This window comes from Methylocapsa sp. S129, assembly GCF_009765995.1.
GTDB lineage: Bacteria > Pseudomonadota > Alphaproteobacteria > Rhizobiales > Beijerinckiaceae > Roseiarcus.
The window spans coordinates 65,358-83,750 of record NZ_LMUI01000020.1; the positions used below are offsets into that span (position 1 = coordinate 65,358).

16 protein-coding genes are annotated in these 18,393 nt (G+C 62.8%); 10 read left to right on the forward strand and 6 right to left on the reverse strand.

Annotation, left to right across the window (positions count from 1 at the left end):
- The first annotated feature begins 39 nt into the window (after positions 1-39).
- The 3 genes from GSQ90_RS13035 (at position 40) to GSQ90_RS13045 (ending at position 3,404) form a co-directional block, all read left to right on the forward strand.
- The gene (locus GSQ90_RS13035) at positions 40-858 is read left to right on the forward strand and encodes a hypothetical protein (RefSeq protein ID WP_210254890.1); all 819 of its coding nucleotides are present in this window, start codon (positions 40-42) and stop codon (positions 856-858) included.
- 192 nt (positions 859-1,050) lie between these two features.
- On the forward strand, positions 1,051-2,337 hold the full coding sequence (locus tag GSQ90_RS13040) for an adenylate/guanylate cyclase domain-containing protein (protein WP_158815271.1): 1,287 nt from the start codon (positions 1,051-1,053) through the stop codon (positions 2,335-2,337).
- 53 nt (positions 2,338-2,390) lie between these two features.
- On the forward strand, positions 2,391-3,404 hold the full coding sequence (locus GSQ90_RS13045; RefSeq protein WP_158815272.1) for a DUF1624 domain-containing protein: 1,014 nt from the start codon (positions 2,391-2,393) through the stop codon (positions 3,402-3,404).
- A gap of 66 nt (positions 3,405-3,470) precedes the next feature.
- Here GSQ90_RS13045 and iolB read toward each other — a convergent pair whose 3' ends face one another.
- From iolB to GSQ90_RS13075, 6 genes are all read right to left on the reverse strand, one after another.
- Positions 3,471-4,271, reverse strand: a complete 801-nt coding sequence (gene iolB, locus GSQ90_RS13050; protein ID WP_158815273.1) for a 5-deoxy-glucuronate isomerase — start codon at positions 4,269-4,271, stop codon at positions 3,471-3,473.
- A gap of 52 nt (positions 4,272-4,323) precedes the next feature.
- Positions 4,324-5,226 carry a myo-inosose-2 dehydratase gene (gene iolE, locus GSQ90_RS13055; protein ID WP_158815274.1) on the reverse strand — a complete coding sequence of 301 codons (903 nt, stop codon included), beginning with the start codon at positions 5,224-5,226 and terminating at the stop codon, positions 4,324-4,326.
- A 2-nt stretch (positions 5,227-5,228) separates the two neighbouring features.
- Complete coding sequence (gene iolD / locus GSQ90_RS13060; RefSeq protein WP_158815275.1) at positions 5,229-7,076, reverse strand: 3D-(3,5/4)-trihydroxycyclohexane-1,2-dione acylhydrolase (decyclizing); 1,848 nt, start codon at positions 7,074-7,076, stop codon at positions 5,229-5,231.
- Positions 7,077-7,115: 39 nt separating this feature from the next.
- Positions 7,116-8,189 (reverse strand): hypothetical protein, encoded by a 1,074-nt coding sequence (locus GSQ90_RS13065; protein ID WP_158815276.1) that lies wholly within the window; start codon positions 8,187-8,189, stop codon positions 7,116-7,118.
- Positions 8,182-10,104, reverse strand: a complete 1,923-nt coding sequence (gene iolC, locus GSQ90_RS13070; RefSeq protein ID WP_158815277.1) for a 5-dehydro-2-deoxygluconokinase — start codon at positions 10,102-10,104, stop codon at positions 8,182-8,184. Before iolC ends, GSQ90_RS13065 begins: the two co-directional genes overlap by 8 nt.
- Before the next feature lie 102 nt (positions 10,105-10,206).
- A complete protein-coding gene (locus GSQ90_RS13075; protein WP_158815278.1) occupies positions 10,207-11,043 on the reverse strand; it encodes an SDR family oxidoreductase in 837 nt (278 codons plus the stop codon).
- A 208-nt stretch (positions 11,044-11,251) separates the two neighbouring features.
- On the opposite strand from GSQ90_RS13075, the gene iolG reads away from it, so the two are divergent.
- The 7 genes from iolG to pstB all read left to right on the forward strand — a co-directional run bounded on the left by iolG (position 11,252) and on the right by pstB (position 18,385).
- Complete coding sequence (iolG, locus tag GSQ90_RS13080; RefSeq protein ID WP_158815279.1) at positions 11,252-12,238, forward strand: inositol 2-dehydrogenase; 987 nt, start codon at positions 11,252-11,254, stop codon at positions 12,236-12,238.
- Between the two features lie 96 nt (positions 12,239-12,334).
- Positions 12,335-13,408, forward strand: a complete 1,074-nt coding sequence (locus tag GSQ90_RS13085) for a lysylphosphatidylglycerol synthase domain-containing protein (protein WP_158815280.1) — start codon at positions 12,335-12,337, stop codon at positions 13,406-13,408.
- Between the two features lie 80 nt (positions 13,409-13,488).
- Positions 13,489-14,574: an ATP-binding protein gene (locus GSQ90_RS13090; protein ID WP_158815281.1), complete on the forward strand. Its 1,086-nt coding sequence runs from the start codon at positions 13,489-13,491 to the stop codon at positions 14,572-14,574.
- 155 nt (positions 14,575-14,729) lie between these two features.
- Positions 14,730-15,743, forward strand: a complete 1,014-nt coding sequence (gene pstS, locus GSQ90_RS13095) for a phosphate ABC transporter substrate-binding protein PstS (protein ID WP_158815282.1) — start codon at positions 14,730-14,732, stop codon at positions 15,741-15,743.
- 61 nt (positions 15,744-15,804) lie between these two features.
- Entirely contained in the window at positions 15,805-16,719 is a 915-nt protein-coding gene (gene pstC, locus GSQ90_RS13100; protein WP_158815283.1) for a phosphate ABC transporter permease subunit PstC, read from the forward strand.
- 2 nt (positions 16,720-16,721) lie between these two features.
- Positions 16,722-17,579 (forward strand): phosphate ABC transporter permease PstA, encoded by an 858-nt coding sequence (gene pstA / locus GSQ90_RS13105; protein WP_158815284.1) that lies wholly within the window; start codon positions 16,722-16,724, stop codon positions 17,577-17,579.
- 2 nt (positions 17,580-17,581) lie between these two features.
- Positions 17,582-18,385, forward strand: coding sequence for a phosphate ABC transporter ATP-binding protein PstB (gene pstB, locus GSQ90_RS13110; protein WP_158815521.1), 804 nt, complete (start codon positions 17,582-17,584; stop codon positions 18,383-18,385).
- The last annotated feature ends 8 nt before the right edge of the window (positions 18,386-18,393 follow it).

Genomic DNA, 18,393 nt, shown 5'->3' on the forward strand with positions numbered 1-18,393 from the left:
GTATATGCACTTAACGTCAGCAAACCAGCGGAGATCGCCATGCCTTCCGAAATTCTCTCTACGATCGAGCTCACAGCGAGCGCGGCATTGGTCGTCGCGGCGCTCTCGTTCTCCTTGGCGACAACGGCGTGGCGGCGAATCCTGCTCGCGGCCCTGCTGGCTGTGTGGTTTGTCATTGTCGTCGCTTTGGGCGCGACGCTGGCGTTGGATTACGTTGGAACTCCCGGTCTCGGCGTCGCGACGGCGCTGCCTGTCGCGGCAATTTGCTTCGCCTTTTTCATGGCGCCGCCGATCCGCGCGGCGCTGTTCGCCATTCCGCTGCCCGTGCTTGTTGCGGTGAACGCCGCGCGCATCCTCGGCGTTTCCTTCATTCTGCTTTACGCGGCCCATCGACTGCCGGCACCCTTCGCGCTGTCGGCGGGTTGGGGAGACATTTTCGTTGGGCTCACCGCGTTGCCGATGGCGTGGCTCGTTGCGCGATATGGCGCACGAGTGCGGGGGCTGACGCTCGCGTGGAACGTGATCGGCCTTGTCGATTTGATCGCCGCCATCGGATTCGGCGCGACCTCATCGCCCGGACCCATCCAGATATTCAAGGTCTCGCCCGATACCTCGCTGATGACGACGCTTCCGTGGATCCTCATCCCTTGCTTTCTCGTGCCGTGCTATCTGTCCCTGCATGTGGCGATCTTCTACAGATTGAGCCGCACGAGTCCTTCCGCGCTTGCTTCGGGCGATCGACCGGCTTCCGCTTCGCCAGCCCCCGGTTGGACATCGACGGCGAAACCGGCGTCTGGCGTCCAGTCATTCAGCCCTTTCAATGCGCTCTATCGCGCGCTTGAACATATGTCGGCGTAGGAACGGGGGCTGCCGGAGCATGTCGGCGATCTGCTCTTCGAAGCGTCACGGGATACGAAATTCCGCGATGCTTTCAACTTCCGGCCTCATATCCATATAATGCGCCGCGCGCTCCTGAGCGCTTTGGCGCGAGTCGACTGCCAAGTGTGCTACGAATGGGTAGGGGAGAGCGGCAACGATGAAGGGTTTTCCATGAATTCCGCCGCGCCTCAGCCGCCGCTTCCGCTCCCGCTTGAAACGCTCGATGGCCCGCTCGGCCAGCGCATTATCGAGACGCATATCTGGGCGGTGCGTGAAGGGCTGCGCGGCGCTAAAGCCTACGAACTGTTCGACGGCTTTTGTCAGCGCCTCGTCATCCATGGCGTGCCGCTGTGGCGGGCGCATGCGGCGATGGAAACGCTGCATCCGCAATGGAACGGTTACGGTTACACCTGGCGGCGCGATCTCAACGCCATTCAGCCCGAGCGCTATGCGCACGGCGAGCTTGAAGAGTCGATATGGTTGAACAGCCCTTTTCATCAGCTCATCGAACGAGCGCAGGCCGGAGAACTGAATCCCGAGATGCGCCGGCGCCTCGAGGAAGGCCCTGAGCAACGCGACTTCCCGGTGCTCCAAGAATTCTTCGCCGCGGGCGGGACAGATTATTTCGGCCATCTCTTCGAGTTTGGCGAGAATGGCGACCGCTCGCATGGTTCAGGCATCGTCTATTCCTTCACGACCGATCGGAAAGGCGGTTTCAGCGAGGACGATACGACGTTGCTGCGGGCGACGCTCCCGGCGCTTTCGCTGGCGATGAAGGGCGACGCCGGTCACGTCATCGCTTCGGGACTGCTGGGAACTTACCTTGGCGAGGACGCTGGGCGGCGCGTCCACAACGGAGCAGTCGAGCGCGGCTCGGTCGAGAGCTTGCACGCGGTGCTTTGGTATGCCGACATCCGCGGCTTCACCCCGACCAGCGATTCCGCGCCAGGTCCCGTCATCATCGACCTGCTCAACGATGTCTTCGAGATCCTGGCCGCCGCGCTGCGCCCACGCGGCGGCCAGGTGCTCAAATTCCTTGGCGACGGCATGCTTGCGATCTTCTCCTTCGCAGATGGCGATCGCGCGGAAACCTGCCGCCGCGCGCTCGACGCCGCGCTCGAGGCGATGCAGGCGCTCGTCGTGCGCAATGAGGCGCGCGCGGCGGCGGGCTTACCGGTCGCCGCCGTCGATCTGGCTCTCCATCTTGGGGACGTACTCTACGGCAATGTTGGCGCGACCGACCGGCTCGATTTCACCGTCATCGGCCCCGCCGTCAACGAGGTCGCGCGCATTGAGGCTTTGTGTGAGCCGCTCGATCGCAAGGTTTTGGTCTCGGCCGAATTGGCCGCCGCGGTCGAGGACGGCGGCGACCGTCTCGAACCGCTCGGCCGCCACCCCTTGCGCGGCGTCAAAGCAGCGAAGGAGATATTCGCACTGAATCTGAACGCTGGACTCTAGCGTCCCTTGTGTCGCCGCGCGCGGCTGATCGAACTTTGCATGGCGTCATAGCGGTGCAGGACCAATCCGCTAAGATCACGCTCGGCATAGATTCGGCGCGGGGCGAAATGGAGCAAGGCGAGATAGCATCCGGCCCGCGCATCGTCGCCATCGATGTGGGGCGCGGCGCCGCCCTCATCGGCATGGCGATCTATCATCTGAGCTGGGATTTCGCCCATTTCCATCTGGCGCCGCCGGATTTTCCAGTGACCCCGCCGATGCGGCTATTCTCCCATGCGGTGGCGGGCGCCTTTCTCGTGCTGGCGGGCGCATCGCTGGCGCTGGCGCATCGAAACGAGATGCGTCCCGCCGCCTTCTGGCGCCGGCTGGCGATCGTCGGCGGTGCCGCGGCGCTGGTCAGCGGCGCGAGTTATGTCTTCGCGCCGCAGCAGGCGATTTTCTTCGGCATTCTCCATTGCATAGCCGTGGCGAGCTTGCTGGCGGCGCCGTTGTTGCGCCTGCCGGTCTGGATCGCTCTCGCCCTGAGCGTCATTGTCTTCGCCGCGCCTTTGCTGATCGCCAGTCCGGCCTTCAATCCGCCCGCGCTTGTCTGGCTGGGTCTGGGGACGATTCCGCCGCAAACGCTGGATTGGCGTCCGCTCATGCCGTGGTCGGGCGGTGTCTTTCTCGGGTTGGCGCTGACGCGGCTGAATATACAGCGCCTGATCGCTTCGCCGCTGGCGCGCTGGCGCCCAGCGGCTGTTCCGGGGCGCGCGCTCGCCTGGGCGGGGCGGCATAGTTTGGCGATTTATCTGACCCATCAACCGATCTTGTTCGCCATTCTATTGGCTTTTACGAGCCTGACGGGGGCCGGCGCCGGCTGGGAGGCGGCGGAATTTGCGAAGGTCTGTCAGCGCGAATGCGTCGCAGGCGGCGGCGAACCCGAAGTCTGTGCGCCGGCCTGCGCCTGCGTGGTGAAGGGATTGCAGGAAGAAGGTCTGTCGAGCGCCATCGCCCGCGATAGCCTCGATGACGCGCAGCGCGAGCACTATTCGCGCATTGTGCAGTCATGCAGCACGGGGCCATGAGGGGAGGCCGGGATTGCCTGCCGCGGGATGACTGTGTTCGTCATGGCCGTGATTGCCTGAGTCTGTTTATCCCAGCATCCACGCATGGTCGGGATCATTGTGGAAGCGCCAGGTCCGCTTCGGGCCGGCCATCACGTTGAGATAATAGAGGTCATAGCCATGCGGCGCGCCGACGGGATGATAGCCGCGCGGCACTAGCACGACGTCGCGGTCGCCCACCGCCAGCGTCTCGTCGAGCGAACGATCGTCGGTATAGACCCGCTGCAAGGCGAAGCCCTGTGGCGGCGACAGGCGGTGATAATAGGTCTCTTCGAGATAGGATTCGGCGGGCAGCGCGTCGCGATCGTGCTTGTGGGGCGGATAGCTCGACCAATTGCCGCCGGGCGTGATCACTTCGACGACGAGCAGGCTCTCGGCGGACGCGGTTTCCGACAGGATATTGCGCACATGGCGCGTATTGGAGCCCTTGCCGCGCGTCAGCGTCTCGACATCGTCCGGGCCGATCACGCGCGCCGGCAATTTACCCGTCGCCGGCGCCGTGCAGATCGCGACCTCGCAATCGGTCGCGCCTTCGATCGTGTAAGCGCTATGCGCAGGCAGATAGACGGACCATGGCGTTCCTTCGAACACATGGGCGCGTCCGCCGATCGCGCCGGAATCGAAGCCCTTGGCTTTGATCCGCGCTTTGCCTGACAACACGACGATGCAGGCCTCCATCACGCCATTTTTGAGCGCGACGCGCGCGCCTTTCCGAATGTCCCGCGCCTCGAAGCCGACATAGGTCCAGCCGGCGCTTTTGGGCGTGACGCGATGTACAAGGCCGTTGGCGGATTTGCGCGGATGAACGAGCAGCTTTGAGCGCGGCATGGAACGCTTCTCCCTGGAGGTTTTGTTATCGCGACGAACAGCGCAGCGACAATCAAATCAGCCCGCTCTCCTTGAATGCCGCCTTCAGATGCGCGACGCCTTTCTTCGCATAGGCCAGCGTCGGCGCCTTTTTCGGATCCTGTTCGGCCTCAAGCACGACCCAACCGGAATAACCCCTCAATTCCCGGAAGACGCCGACATAATCGACAATGCCGTCGCCCGGCACGGTATAGACGCCGAGTTCATCGCCTTTACCCAGAATCGAATCGAGAAAACTCCAGTCGCCGGCGCGCGCTTCTTCCATTTTCGCTTCGCGCACGTCCTTGCAATGAACATGGCTGATGCGGCTCCTGTAGCGCCTCGCCAGCGCGGCGGGGTCGGCGCCGCCCCAGGTCGCATGGCCGGTGTCGAGCAGCAGATAGGCGGGCGGGCTGGTGTTGGCCATGAAGGCCTGGATGTCGGCTTCCGATTGAACGATCGTGCCCATGTGGTGGTGATAGCAGAGCTTGAGCCCGTCAGCGGCCAGCAGCAGTTCGGCAAGTTCCGTGATCTTGTCGCCATAGGCTTTCCAGCCGCCGGCCGGCAGATGCGGGCGCCGCGACAGGGGTTTGGCGCGATCGCCGTGGATCGCGTTGGATGTCTCGGCGACGATGAACACGTCCGTTCCCATCGCCTTGAGGAGATCGCGATGCGGCCTGGCGAGATCGAATTCCTCGCGCGCCGAGCGCTTGAGCAATTCGATCGAATGCCAGCCGCCGATGCAGGCAAGGCCATAAGGCGCCAGCGCTGTTTTCAGCGCCAAGGGCTCGCGCGGAAATTTATTGCCAAGCTCCATGCCCTCGAAGCCCGCCTCGCGCGCTTCAGTAAGGCAGGTCGCGAGCGGCGTTTCGCCGCCGATCTCCTGCAAGTCGTCGTTGGACCAGCCGATCGGATTGGCGCCTAAACGGATCGTCATTTTCAATCTCCAACGCGCTGGGCGGCGAGCGCCTTCTCATAATTGTCGCGGGCCGCGACGACGGTTTCGCGCGATGACACTTCCGGCACCGCGACATCCCACCACGCGCCGCCGGCGTCGGTGATCGCCATCGGATCGGTGTCGATCACGATCACCTGGGTCGCCTTGGCCTTACGCGCTTTTGTGAACGCTGTCTCCAATTCGTCGATCGATTTCACCTTGACCGCCTCAGCGCCAAGGCTGCGCGCATGGGCGACGAAATCGACGGTGGGCAGCGTCTCGTGGCGCGTGTCGCGAAGCAGGTTGTTGAAGGATTCTCCCCCCGTCGCGCGCTGCAGCCGATTGATGCAGGCAAAGCCCCGATTGTCGTTGACGACAATGATCAGCTTCAGGCCGAGCATCACCGAGGTCGCGATCTCCGAATTCATCATGAGATAGGAGCCGTCGCCGAGCGAGACGATCACTTCGCGATTCGGCTGCGCCATTTTCACGCCGAGCGCACCGGCGATTTCATAGCCCATGCAGGAATAGCCATATTCCGCGTGATAGCCGAGCGGCGCGCCCGCCTGCCAATGCTTGTGCAATTCGCCGGGCAGGCCGCCCGCCGCGCAGACCACGATATCAGTGGCCAAGCCGACCCGCTGCAGGGCGCCGAGCACTTGCGCGTCGGAGGGCAGTTCGAGATTGGTCGGGGCGATATAGCGGGCGGCGACTTTCATCCATTCGGCTTTGGCTTCGACCGCCGATTGGCGCCAGACGTCGGGCGCCTTCCAGTCGCCTAACGCCGCGTCCAGGGCCGCGAGCCCGGCGCGCGCGTCGGCGACGAGCGGCAGGGCGCTGTGCTTGATCGCGTCGAAGACCTGAACATTGAGGCCGATGAAGCGACGCGCCGGATTCTGGAACAAGGCCCAGGAGCCGGTGGTGAAGTCGGCGAGCCGCGTGCCCACGGCGAGAATGACATCGGCCTCTTCAGCCAGTTTGTCGGCGGCGCCGGTGCCAGTGACGCCGATGGCGCCGAGCGACAGTTCATGGTCGGCCGGAATCGCCGATTTGCCCGCCTGCGTTTCGGTCATCGGGATCGCGTGCTTTTGACAGAAGGCCAGCAGCTCCTTCTCGGCGTCGGAATAAAGAACGCCGCCGCCGCAGATGACGAAGGGCTTCTTGGCGGCGCGCAAGGCGGCGACCGCCTCTTTCAATTCATGTGCGTCGGGCCCCTGCCGGCGCGGGCGATGCAGACGCTCCTCGAAAAAGCTCAAGGGATAATCATAGGCTTCCGCCTGCACGTCCTGGCAAAAGGCGAGGGTGACGGGGCCGCATTCGGCCGGATCGGTCAATACGCTGATGGCGCGGGTCAGCGCGGGCACGATCTGTTCGGGCCGCGTGATGCGGTCGAAATAGCGCGACACCGGCTTGAAACAATCGTTGGCGCTGATCGTGCCATCGCCAAAATCCTCGACCTGCTGCAGGACCGGGTCGGGCCGGCGATTGGCGAATATGTCGCCCGGCAGAAACAGAACCGGCAGGCGATTGACCGAAGCGACGGCGGCGGCGGTGACCATATTGGTCGCGCCAGGGCCGATCGAACTGGTGCAGACCATCATGCGCTGGCGTCGCGACGCCTTGGCGTAGGCGACCGCCGAAAGCCCCATCGCCTGTTCATTGTGCGAGCGGTAGGTCGGCAGGTTGTCGCGCGCCGCATAGAGCGCTTCGCCGAGGCCGGCGACATTGCCATGGCCAAAGATTGCGAAGACGCCGCCAAACAATGGGACCTTCTTGCCGTCGACCTCGGTCATCTGTTGGGCGAGGAAGCGAACGGTCGCCTGCGCGGCGGTGAGGCGAATCGTTTTCATGGCGTCGAACTCCCATTCAGAATGCAATCCGCGCCAAACTCAACTGGCGAATGCGCGAGCCGGGCGCAAAGCGCGCAGCGCCGCCGGCATATGCCTTTCGATCGCGGCATTGATTTGTCGCTGACGCCGCTGGAAGGCGATTCCAAGGAATATGATCGCCAGACCCAGCGCCGATAAGACGAAAGAAAACAGCAAGATGTCCTGGAAGACGTCGGCGGCGAGATAGCCGAGATAGCCCGCGACGCCAATCGTGCCAAGAACCGCGTAAATCCTGCGATCGAGAAACAGGCCGAACGCGATGAAGGCGATGCTGATCGCGCAAAACAGCGCCTTGCCGAATCCGGTCGACGATTCCGACATCGCCAGCGCTGACCAAAGCGTTATCGCGCCAAACAAATGCAGCCAGAAGCCAAAATCGCCCTGGCGGGCGCGCAGCAGGTCGAGCGCCCAGGCGACCGCGACCATGGCCAAGCCGAAGGCGAGCGAGACCCGCCGCCGCAATTCCCAATCGCCCAAGGCGCCGCCGCCGAACCAGCGCACAATGTCCATCGACATGAACCAGAGCGCGACGGCGGCGATCAGCAGGATGAAAGCGAAGGGGAAAAAACGCAGCGCGATCATTGAGGCGACGATCGCGCCGACTTCCATATAGACCCAATTGCCGTTGACGTAAGGAAAGAAGTCCTTGTAGGAGCCGGGGGCGCCGAAGCTCCACAGGTTGAGGCCGTCCTGGACGCCGTAGATCGCCAGCGGCGCGAGCGAGACCGCGACCGCTATGCAAAGACCGCCGGGAACGCGCAAGTCCAGCGAGCGCCACAGGCGCCGGCCGAGCAGAACGAAACCCAGCGCGTAAACAATGGCTGTGACGGTGAGAGCGAAGCCGCCCATCGCGGCGAAGGCGGCGGTGGAGAACAGGCCCATCGCGCCGATGACGATTAGCGCGCCGGCGTACCAGAGCACATGAGTGACATCGAACTTCGGCCTTGGCGCCAGCGGCGCGGCGTCAACCGCCGTGCGCGAACGCGCGCGAACAAAGGCGACAAGGCGGTCGCGCACATTGGAATCAAGAATCCCGGCATCGACCGCCGCCTGAAGTTCGTCGTCGCTAATCATGCGCCTTGTCCCGCCCACCGGACGAGTCTTGCCACATTTTGCAAAGGCGCGCGAATGAGCGCGCCATCAGGTCGACCGCCGCCGCATCGCCGATTTCGCCAGCGAGCCATGCTTTGGCCGGCTCGGCGAAGATCGTGCGCCCGACCGCGAAACCTCTCACGAGATCGCAGCTACGCGCGATGGCGAAAGAGGCCGCCAATTGCTCTTCGCTCGCCTCAAGACCGAGCAGCAGGATGCCGCGACAATAGGAATCGTTGCTCGCGATCGCCTGGGCGATATTCCTCCATGCCTGCGCGCTGGCCTGGCTCTCGAGCTTCCACCAGTCCGGCTTGACGCCGATCGCATAGAGCCGTTCGATGACGCTCGCAATCGTCTTGTCGTCGACGGCGCCATGTTTGCTAGCGATGATCTCGACCAGCAATTCCCGGCCGATTGTGCGCGTCGCATCGTAAAGACGCAGCAGTTCGCGCTCCTGTCTCGCCTTCATGTCCGGCGTATCGTCGGGATGGTAGAAGCACAGGCATTTGATCGTGTGGCTCAGCGGCCATTCGATCAGCTTGGCGCCGAGCGAGCCGCCAAATTCAAAGTCGAGCGGGCGGGAGCCCGGATCTTCGACGGGACGACCGATCCAAAAGCCGTGGTCGGCCGCGCGAAACAGGGCTTCGCGGCCATATTTGCCGTCGAGCAACATGCCAAAGCCAGCGCGGCCATCGGCGACTTTCGCAGCCGCTTCGACCGCAAGCTTTTTGAATGCGCCGATCCGCTCGCGCGGCGCATGCGCCTCGTCGGCGATGGCCTCAAGCTGGGCGCGATGGTCGATGGCCAGAGCCATCAGCCCGGGCGGTTGCTTGGCGCGGGTGGTCGCCCAGTGAATGTGATTCAGGGCGGCGTCGTGACGCAGCGCGCGATGCGGCGAGCCGTGTTTGAGGAAATGCTGCAGTTCTGGAAAAGTCAGATATTCGGCCGAACAGAGAAGGCGCGATACCGCGAAGGCGCCGCCCGCATTGGCGAAGGCGCAGCAGGTCTCGATAGGTTCGTCGCGCAGCCATCCGCGCAGAAAACCAGACATGAAGGCGTCGCCGGCGCCTAGCACATTATAGACCTCGACCGGAAAGCCGGGGCCCTTGAGACCCTCTTCGATGGAAGCGGGAATGGCGCCGGGGAACACCGCGCAACCCATCGGCCCGCGCTTCATCACGATCGTCGCCTTGCTCAGCGCGCGCACGGCTCTCAAGGCGTCGTAGGGATCATCCGCGCCGCCCGCGATCATCAACTCCTCCTCCGTCCCGACGATCAGATCGCAGAGAGGGAGAATCTTTTGCAGCCGGGCCGACACTTCTTCCGACTTGATATAGCGCTCCTCGCCAGCCCCATGCCCGGCAAGGCCCCAGAGATTCGGACGGTAGTCGACGTCGAAAGCGACCTTTCGTCCGTGTTTTCTGGCGAACGCAATCGCGAGATTCTGCGCGGCCGCATTGTCGCGCCTGGCGAAATGCGTTCCCGTAACCACGATCGCTTTCGCGCTGGCGATGAAAGTCTCGTCGATGTCGCTCTCATCCAGCGCGCTGTCCGCGCAATTGTCGCGATAGAAAATGAGCGGGAAAGTCTTGTCGTCGCGAATGCCCAAAATCACGAGCGAGGTGAGACGGGTCGGATCGGTGTGAATGCCGGTGACAGAGACGCCCTCGCGCGCGCATTGCTCGCGGATATGGCGCCCCATATGTTCATCGCCGACGCGCGTGATGAGGCCGCTCTTCAGGCCCAGCCGCGCCGTGCCGATCGCGATATTGGTTGGGCAGCCGCCCACTGCTTTGGAAAGGCTCGCCATATCCTCAAGGCGCCCGCCAACCTGCGCGCCGTAGAGGTCGACCGACGAGCGGCCGATGGTGATGACGTCGAGGGTTGGCTCGGACACGAGCGGCAATTCCTGGTTCTTGGCGCTTCGCGAGCGCTGTTTCTCCCTCCCCCACAAGGGGGAAGGGAATTCTTCGGCCCATTTGATCGGCGTGCGCCAAGCTTACGGTTCGATCGGCGGATCGCTGACGCCGACGATCGTCTGGTCAAAGTCGATATTCGAGCCGGTCATCAGTCCCGATTCTTCGGAGCCGAGATAGGCGCAGGCGCGCGCGACCTCATGGGGGTCGATGAGGCGCCCGAACGGGCGTGATTTGACGGCTTCATCGAGCCAGCCGTCCTTCGCGCCGTGATAGGTCTTCATGATGCGGTCTTCGCCCGGCGTCGCCATCCAGCCGATATTGAGGCCGTTGACGCGGATGCGGAATTTGATCAGCGAATGCGCGGCATTTCTGGTCAAGGTCGCGAGCGCGCCCTTGGAGGCGCAATAGGCCGTGATGAACGGTTGGCCGCCATGGGCGGACATCGATTGGATGTTGATGATCGAGCCGGCGGTTTTCTCGCGGCGCATGATCTTCGCCGTCTCCTGGATCAGGAAGAAAGGCGCGCGGACGTTGACGTTGAAAATCTCGTTGAAGCGTTCTTCGGTCGTGTCGAAAATATTGCCGCGATCGGTGAGGCCGGCGGCATTGACCAAAACGTCAATTCTCTTAAAGCGGCGATCCGCCTCGCCGATGACCTCGCGGCAATCGGCGACGCTGCCAAGATCAGCCGCGACGAACGAGGTTGGGCAGCCGGTCGCCTCGATTTCCGCGGCCACACGCGCGCCATTGGCCTTGTTGCGCCCGCAAATGACGAGGCCCGCCGCGCCGCGCTCGGCGAAAAGCCGGGCGATCGCCTCGCCCAGGCCCTGCGAGCCGCCGGTGATGACGGCGACCTTGCCGTTCAAATTGGCTGGGCCGCGATATTCCGCGCGCTTGGGCCCAGAATTGCCTGTCATGGCGTTTCCTCTTCTTGTCGAGAGCTTATGGCGCTCCCGGATGTTGTGAAAGGACTTGCCGCAGGGGTTCAGCCTCGCGACGCGACGGGATCAAAATCAGCTCCGTTTCGACCGGAATGAAACAAAAATTCTATTCACAAGTCAAGATAGAATGTGTATTCTTTTTTGAAAGAGGCAATCGACCATCGAGACGGCGAGGGAATGGACCATGAGGTTTGGAATTATCGGCGCGGGACGGATTGGCAAGATCCATGCTTCGAATGTCGCGGCGCGTAAAGATTGCGAGGTCCGTTTGATCGCGGACGCGGATCGTTCCGCGGCGCAATCGCTCGCCGAAGCGACCGGCGGCCGGGTCGCCGAGATCGACGCCATTCTGGCCTCGAACGAAATTGACGCCGTCGCGATCTGCGCTCCGACCGACATGCATGCCGATCTCATCGAGAAGGCGGCGCGCGCGAAAAAAGCGATCTTTTGCGAAAAGCCGGTCGATCTCGACGCCAACCGCGTGCGCGCTTGCCTCGAAGTGGTCGCCGCGACGGGCGCGATCCTGATGGTCGGCTTCAACCGGCGCTTCGACCCGAATTTCGCTTCCCTCCAGCAGCGCATCAGGGACGGCGCCATCGGCGCTGTCGAGATTGTCCAGATCACCTCGCGCGATCCAAGCCCGCCGCCCGTATCCTATATCTCGCGGTCCGGCGGCCTGTTCCGCGACATGATGATCCATGACTTCGATATGGCCCGTTTCCTCCTGGGCGAAGAGCCTGTCGCCGTGAGCGCGATGGGTTCGGCTTTGGTCGACAAGGCGATCGGCGAGGCCGGCGATGTCGATACGGCCGTCGTCATTCTGGAGACGAAATCGGGCAAAGTCGCCCAGATCTCCAATTCGCGCCGCGCGACCTATGGCTATGACCAGCGCATCGAGGCGCATGGCTCCAAAGGCATGCTGCGCGCCGACAACATCCGGGAGACCTCGGTTGAATTCGCCGGGGCGCAGGGTTTCGCCAGCGACAAGGTTCTCAATTTCTTCTTGGAGCGCTACGCCGCCGCCTATCGCGACGAACTCGACGCCTTCGTCAAAGCGGCGAGCGCCGGCGTCGCACCACGCCCCAATGGCGAGGATGGCTTGCGCGCCAATCTGCTCGCCGACGCCGCCAACCTGTCCTGGCGCACGAAGCAGCGCGTCGCGCTGGGGTGAAATCAGGCCCTCGCCCGGTCCGGTTTGGCCCGGTCTTGCCCCCGGCGCATTGTCCAAGCATATACGCTGCCGGCGCGGTCGGATGATGGGCGAGGCATGCTGGACGAGAACAGGGATCGCCTGCCGATCGACGCGGCGACTGAACGGACCCAACAAACGAAAGGCGCCCTTCGGGGCGCCAGAATCGCGCTACTAATTCGCCAAAACCGCATATTCCTGCACCGCTTGGGATTGGCGGCGAGTCTCGCCATCGTCTCGATATCGCTGTTTTTCTTTTTCCGCACGATCATCAGAGTCGACCCGCATCAGCTCGAAGGCGCATTCGCCGCCACGGGGCTGGATCAGATTGCGCTCGCCTTTGCTTTGTCGGCGCTCTCTTATCTCGCCTTGACCGGCTATGACGGGCTGGCGTTGAGGCATCTGCACGTCAAAGTGCCCTATAAACTGACCGCGCTCGCCTCCTTTACGAGCTACGCCGTCTCCTTCACGCTTGGCTTTCCGCTCATTACCGGCGGCGCCGTACGCTATTGGATCTATGGCCCCGCTGGACTTTCGGCGGGCAAGGTCGCGAGCCTGACGGCGATCGCCGGCATCACATTCTGGCTGGGCATGGGCCTGATCGTTGGCATCGGCTTCCTCTTCGAAGCGCAGGCCATCGGCGACATCAATCATTTTCATGCGCTGGCCAATCAATTGATCGGCCTTGGCGTTATCGGCGCTCTCGTCGCCTATTTCATCTGGGTGGGCGTGCGCAAATGGCGGGCGAAGCCCGTCGTTTTCAATCTGGCGCTGCCGGGTCCGGTGCTGACGTTGGGGCAAATGATCCTGGGCGTCGTCGACGTCTGTTCGGCCGCGGGCGTGCTCTACGTGCTTTTGCCGCACGGCCACGGACTCGCGTTTTTGACGTTCTGCGCCCTCTACTCTTTCGCGTGCATGCTCGGCATCGCGAGCAATGCGCCGGGCGGCCTTGGCGTATTTGAAGCAACGATGCTCAAGGGCGTCGGCGGTCCGAGCGAATCCCTGCTTGCCTCGCTTCTCTTATTCCGCGCAATCTATTACCTGATCCCTTTCATTCTCGCGATGGCTCTGCTCGGCGCGCATGAGGCCGCGCGACGCTGGCGTTCGCTGCGCGAAGCGATGGAAGCGTCGGGGGATGTCGACGAAAGTTGATCCATGGGCCGCTTCAAGGCATTTCCCGGTGAAGCGGAGGTCGGCTCGCGGGAAGTCATTGCGCGAAGGCTGCGGCAATCATGAATAAAAAGGCGAGACGAGAACTGGACGACGAGATCCGATCGCGATTCTGTGCGAATCTGATCGGCGCCATGCCCGAGCCCGCGATTATCGTCGGGGCGGATGGGCGATTGTCTGCCGCCAATGATCCAGCCCTCGCGCTGCTGCCGGCCATGAAGATTGGCGAGCCGCTGGTTTTGGCGCTGCGCGCGCCGGACGTTCTCGACAGTTTGCGCAGAGTGATGGCGAGCGGCAAAGCGGAGACGGTCCTGTGGAGCGAGCGCGTTCCCGTCGAACGCCTGTTCGATGTCTGCGTGGCGCCGCTGCCCGCCTCGACCGGCGAGATCGGGGCTGCTTTATTGACGTTGCGCGACCTGACCGAGACCCGAAGGGTCGAGCGCATGCGCGTCGATTTCATCGCCAATGCGAGCCATGAATTGCGCACGCCTTTGGCTTCGCTGCTTGGCTTCGTCGATACTTTGCAAGGGCCAGCCCGCGACGATTCCCGCGCGCGCGAAAAGTTTCTCGGCATCATGCGCGAACAGGGGCGCCGGATGGCGCGCCTCGTCGACGACCTGTTGTCCCTATCGCGCATCGAGCAGAATCAGCATGTGCGCCCGGAAGCGCCTATCGATCTGGCGCTTGTGGCGCGGCATGTGGCGGACACGCTGGCCCCCATGGCTGAGGAAATGGGCGTCGAACTCAAGGTGGAGGCGAGTCAGCCCGTCATCGTCGCGGGCGACCGCGACGAACTGGTGCGCGTCGCGGAAAACCTGATTGAAAACGCGATCAAATACGGGACGGCCACCGACGGCTCGAACGCCGAGCGCGTGGAGGTCGCCGTGACGCGGACGGCGCGCGAGGGTTGGCTGAGTGTGCGCGATTACGGGCGCGGCATAGCGCCCGAGCACCTGCCGCGACTGACCGAGCGTTTCTATCGTATTGACGCCGGTCAGAGCCGCTCCAAGGGAGGAACGGGGCTCGGGTTGGCGATCGTCAAACATATCATGGCGCGCCATCGCGGACGCCTGACGATCTCCAGCCAAATCGGGCACGGCTCGACTTTCGCCGCCATGGCGCCGCTTCATCCCAATCATATCGGATGAAAACGCTTTATTTACAGGATTCTACAACGTCACCGTCCTGTAACATGAATGTCATAAGAAGACGGAACTGATCCCCTAGAACTCCGTGCCGCATGCTGGCGGCGCGCAGGCGGCGATCGGCGGCCTGAGTTCGAAACGGGCAGAAAGAGGCATTCATGTTGTTCAGATCTTTAGCGAGCGCGGCGATTGTTGTCGCCAGCGTCGTCGGCGCCAGCGCGGCCGATATATCCGGAGCGGGCGCGACGTTCCCTTTCCCGCTCTACGCCAAATGGGCCGAAGCCTATAAGAAAGACACGGGCAATGGCCTCAACTATCAGGCGATAGGTTCGGGCGGCGGCATCAAGGCGATCCTGGCCAAGACGGTCACGTTCGGCGCGTCCGACATTCCGCAAACCCTCGAAAATCAGGCCAAATCCGGTCTCATCCAGTGGCCGATGGTGATGGGCGGCATTGTCGCCGTCGTGAACATCGACGGCGTGAAGTCTGGCGACATCGTGATCGACGGCGCGACGCTCGCCAACATTTATCTCGGCAATATCAAGAGCTGGGACGATGCTGCGATCAAGAAGCTGAATCCGGACGCCAAGCTGCCGTCCGCTCCAATCACGGTCGTTCACCGCGCCGACGGCTCGGGCACGACGTTCAACTTCACCAATTATCTCGACAAGGTTTCGCCCGATTGGCACGACAAAGTCGGCGTCAGCCAGAGCCCGGAATGGCCCGCTGGCGTCGGCGCCAAGGGCAATGACGGCGTCGCCGGCACGGTCGGCCAGACCAAAGGCGCGATCGGCTACGTCGAATACGCCTACGCCAAGCAGCAGAAGCTCACCTATACCGACATGATCAACCAGGACGGCAAGAAGGTCGAGCCGACCGTTCCAGCCTTCCAGTCCGCCGCCGCCAACGCCAAATGGTCGGAAGCGACCGGCTATTACGAAGTGCTGACCAACGAGCCGGGGGCCGCGTCCTGGCCGCTGACCGCCGCCACCTTCATTCTCATGTACAAGGAGCCCGTTGATAAGGCGGCCTCCGCCGAGGCGTTGAAATTCTTCGACTGGGCCTTCGCCAGCGGAGACAAGATGGCCGAGGATCTCGACTACATTCCGATGCCAGCCGCGGTGGTCGCCATGATCAAGCAGACCTGGGCCGGCCAGATCAAGACCAAGTAAACAGATCCTGCCGGCGGCGGGACGTCCCGCCGCCGGCCCACCCCCAACACAGGACGCGCAGATGGCTGATGTCACGCTCAGCAACGCCGAGGGCAAGAGCCTGTCGGCCCAGCAGCAGCGGATCAGCGCGGTCGGCATATTTCGCCTGACAGATCGGGTGTTTCACAACGTCACGTTCGTTGCCGCGCTTTTCGTGCTGATCTTGTTGGGCGCCATCATTCTGTCGCTGATCGTCGGCGCGTGGCCCGCCATAGCGAAATTCGGCGTCGGATTCCTGTATGGCGAACGCTGGAGCGTGAACAAGGAGATCTTTGGCGCGCTCTCGCCGATCTACGGCACGTTGATGACTTCGTTTATCGCCATGCTCATTGCCGTCCCAATCGGCCTCGGGATCGCGATTTTCCTCACCGAACTCTGCCCGGCGGCGCTGCGCCGCCCGATCGGCATCGCCATTGAATTGCTGGCGGGCATTCCGTCGATCATTTATGGGATCTGGGGCTTCTTTACGCTGACGCCGTTTTTCGGCCAGACGCTGCTGACCGCCGCTCTGATTCTCGCCATCATGGTGCTGCCCTTCGTCACCGCGATTTCCCGCGACGTTTTCTCCACCGTCCCAGCGGTTCTGAAGGAGGCGGCGTATGGCCTTGGCTGCACGACCTGGGAGGTCGCGAAAAATGTGGTGGTGCCCTATACGCGCGTTGGCGTGGTCGGGGGCGTCATGCTGGGCCTTGGCCGCGCGCTCGGCGAGACAATGGCGGTGACTTTCGTCATCGGCAATTCTCACACGATCGCCGCGTCGCTGCTATCGCCGGCGACGACGATTTCGGCGACCATCGCCAACGAATTTCAGGAATCGGACGGCATCTACCGCTCGGCGTTGCTGGAACTCGGCCTGCTTTTGTTCGTCATCACCTTCTTCGTTTTGGCCGCCGCGAGAATCATGCTGATGCGCATCGAGCGCAAGGCGGGAGCCTGACCATGGCGTCCTACGCCTCTCGCCGCGCCGCCAACCGAATCATGATGGGCCTTTGCTGGGCCGCCACCCTATTCGGCCTGGCTTGGCTGGCGTTGATTCTGATCACTCTGTTCTGGAACGGTTTCGCCGGCATCAACCTTGATGTGTTCACGCACGACACGCCGGGGCCGAATACAGAGGGCGGCGGCCTCCGCAACGCCATCGTCGGATCGCTCATCATGACAGCGCTTGGCGTCGGCATCGGGACTCCGATCGGCATTCTGGCGGGCACCTATATGGCCGAATACGGCCGGTATTCTCGCCTGACCTTCTATATTCGCTTCGTCAACGACATTCTGCTCAGCGCGCCCTCGATCATCATCGGCCTCTTTATCTACGCGGCGCTGATCACGGAAGGCATCGAGCATCGCATCGTCGGTTATTCCGCCATAGCCGGCGCCCTGGCGCTTGCCGTCATCGTTATTCCCGTCGTTGTGCGGACCACGGAGGACATGCTGCTCCTGGTCCCCAATCCGCTACGCGAGGCCGCCTCGGCGCTGGGCCTGCCGCGTTCGCATGTGGTGCTGAAGATCGCCTACAAGGCGGCGCGGGCCGGCCTGATCACCGGCGTCTTGCTTGCCGTCGCCCGGGCCGCCGGCGAGACGGCGCCCCTGCTGTTCACCGTGCAGTCGGACCAGTTCTTCAGTCTCGATCTCACCAAACAGATGGCGAACCTGCCGGTGGTCATCAACAATTTCGCCGGCAAGGGCTACGCCAACTGGCAACAATTGGCCTGGACGGGAGCGCTCATCATAACCCTTGCGGTTCTGACGCTTTCGATCGCGGCGCGTGTGCTGAGTGCGCAAAGGACGCAGAAATGACCATGACCGAGACCGTCGCAGCCGTCGCGGCTCCCCTTCCAGGACATGGGTTGCCGCAAAAGATTTCCGTGCGCAACCTCAAGTTCTACTACGGCGACACGATGGCCTTGAAAGGCATCAATCTGCCACTCTACGCCAACAACGTGACCTCCTTCATCGGCCCGTCGGGTTGCGGCAAGTCGACGCTCTTGCGCGTTTTGAACCGGATGTACGATCTTTATCCCAAGCAACGCGCCGAGGGTGAGGTTCTGCTCGACGGGCAAAACCTGCTTGATCCGCGTCAGGATCTTAATCTCCTGCGCTCGCGCGTCGGCATGGTCTTCCAGAAGCCGACGCCGTTCCCGATGTCGATCTACGACAACATAGCGTTCGGCATCAAACTCTACGAAAAAGTACCGCGCAGCGAACTCGACGGTCGCGTTGAGGAGGCGTTGAAGGGCGCCGCGCTCTGGGGCGAGGTCAAGGACAAATTGACGGCGAGCGGCCTGAGCCTGTCCGGCGGACAGCAGCAGCGCCTGTGCATTGCCCGCACCGTCGCGGTCTCCCCGGAAGTCATTCTGCTCGACGAGCCTTGCTCGGCGCTCGATCCAATTTCGACCTCCAAGATCGAGGAGCTGATCGACGAGCTGAAGGATAGCTACACGATCGCGATCGTCACGCACAACATGCAGCAGGCGGCGCGCGTGTCGCAATTCACCGCCTTCATGTATCTGGGCGAACTCGTCGAATTCGACGACACAAGCAAGGTGTTCACCTCGCCGCGCGAGAAGCGCACGCAGGACTATATCACCGGACGCTTCGGCTGAGCGGAGAC